Annotated in this window: 2 protein-coding genes and 1 pseudogene; all 3 read left to right on the top strand. The window is 40.9% G+C overall.

All coding sequences use genetic code 11. The annotated features are described in order from the left end of the window. Positions 1 to 297: homocitrate synthase/isopropylmalate synthase family protein (locus ACQR30_RS12925; protein ID WP_429735755.1), on the top strand; the 297-nt coding region annotated here is incomplete at its 5' end. 138 nt (positions 298 to 435) lie between these two features. Next, on the top strand, positions 436 to 1,836 hold the full coding sequence (gene leuC, locus ACQR30_RS12920; protein ID WP_429735753.1) for a 3-isopropylmalate dehydratase large subunit: 1,401 nt from the start codon (positions 436 to 438) through the stop codon (positions 1,834 to 1,836). A 41-nt stretch (positions 1,837 to 1,877) separates the two neighbouring features. Further along, positions 1,878 to 2,128 (top strand): annotated as a pseudogene (locus ACQR30_RS12915) (hypothetical protein); the annotation flags it as partial.

The following is a 2,128-nucleotide window of genomic DNA, read 5'->3' as shown; positions in this document are numbered from 1 at the left end:
GTAGGTGATAACGCATTTGCGCATTCATCAGGCATTCACCAAGACGGTTTTCTCAAAGAAGCAACCACCTACGAAATCATTGATCCATTGGAAGTAGGTGCAGATATTTCTAAAATAGTTTTAACCGCACGCAGCGGAAGAAGTGCACTCGCTTACCGTTTTAAAAAGCTAGGCCATGATTTCACCAGAGATGAAGTGGATATATTGTATGATCGATTTTTAATTGTTGCCGACGCAAAAAAAGAAGTGAATGACGAGGATTTGAAAAAATTAGCGGCAGAATTAGAAGCAGCCTAAGAACAGCGATTAGCAATGAGAAATGGTCAATAACGAACAAGAGACTTCTTCTTAAGCTCTTTAATGCTCAAATTCTCATTGACTTATAAATAAATAGGGAACAAGATTCCAATCTTACAACTTTAATAAAAGAAACACATGAGCACTAAAACATTATTTGATAAAATTTGGGAAAAACACGTGATAAAAAAGATTGAGGGCGGGCCCTCCGTGCTATATATTGACACGCATTTTATTCACGAAGTGACCAGTCCTCAAGCCTTTAAAGGGCTTGAAAAACGTGGTCTTCCTGTGTTCCGTCCTAAACAGGTGGTCGCAACTGCCGATCACAATGTTCCAACTTTACATCAAGAATTACCTATTAAAGAAGAACTGAGTCGCATTCAGGTACAAACCTTAAAAGATAATTGCGAGAAATTTGGTATCGAATTATATGGACTAGGACACCCCTACCAGGGAATCGTGCATGTAATCGGACCCGAACTGGGCGTCACACAACCGGGCGGCACTTATGTTTGCGGAGACAGTCACACAAGCACACACGGTGCATTTGGTAGCATTGCGTTTGGCATTGGCACCAGCGAAGTGGAAATGGTTTTGGCAACGCAATGCTTGCTGCAGAGCAAACCAAAATTGATGCGCATTAATGTTGACGGAGAATTAAATAAAGGTGTTAGTTCAAAGGATATTGTTTTATACGTTATAGCACAAATCACTGCAAGCGGTGCCACCGGCTATGCCGTTGAATTTGCGGGCTCCGCCATTCGCGCCTTAAGCATGGAAGCACGCATGACTATTTGTAATATGAGCATCGAAATGGGTGCCCGATGCGGAATGATTGCTCCAGATGAAATAACTTTCAATTACGTAAAAGGTCGTGAATTTGCACCTAAAGGAGAAGATTGGGATAAAAAATTAGCCCAGTGGAAAACCCTTTATTCCGATGAGGGAGCTTCTTTTGATAAAGAATATAATTTTAAAGCCGGGGATATTGAGCCGATGATTACCTATGGTACCAATCCGGGAATGGGCATTGGCGTTACCGGCCACGTACCGCAACTTTCTGAAATTAATGTAAAAGATAAGCCATCTTTTGAAAAGTCAATTGCTTACATGGGTCTGCAGGCCGGTGAAAAGATCAAGGGCCACAAAGTGGATTATGTATTCATTGGCAGTTGCACCAACAGCCGTATTGAAGATTTACGGCAAGTCGCTGCTTTTGTGAAAGGGAAACAAAAGGCAGACGATGTAACCGTATGGATTGTGCCGGGCAGTAAACAAGTAGAAGCACAGGCCAAAGAAGAAGGTATCGACAAAATATTTGAAGCAGCAGGATTCCAACTACGTCAACCTGGATGCAGTGCTTGTTTAGGAATGAATGAAGATAAAATTCCAGCAGGTAAATATTGTGTCTCCACTTCTAACAGGAATTTTGAAGGAAGACAAGGACAAAATGCAAGAACTATGCTTGCAAGTCCACTTACTGCAGCGGCAGCGGCAGTTACAGGTGTCATAAGCGACGTAAGAGAATTAATTTAATTTTTTGTACAACGTATTACGTTTTTTAAATCATATATAAAATGGGTATAGTAGTTAGTCTCAAAGACGATAAAGATAAAGCGGGTGCAGCCAAATTTCAGTCTGAAAGAAAAATCATTCAATCAGCAGCCGTTCCTATAGAATTGGAAAATATTGATACAGACCAAATCATTCCTGCGCGTTTTTTAAAAGCCACTACACGCGACGGTTTTGGTAAGAATTTGTTCCGCGATTGGCGATATGAAAACGATGATGAGCATAAGCCTGTGAAAGACTTTGCCTTAAATAATAA

The sequence above is a fragment of the Arachidicoccus sp. genome, assembly GCF_050436765.1.
Taxonomy (GTDB): Bacteria; Bacteroidota; Bacteroidia; order Chitinophagales; family Chitinophagaceae; genus Arachidicoccus.
Note: the sequence above shows the minus strand (reverse complement) of the source record. Positions and strands in the feature narration are given on the sequence as shown.

What these genes read in the sequence shown, in the direction of transcription:
- leuC (WP_429735753.1), top strand. Translation starts at nt 436, where the DNA reads ATGAGCACTAAAACATTATTTGATAAAATTTGGGAAAAACACGTGATA.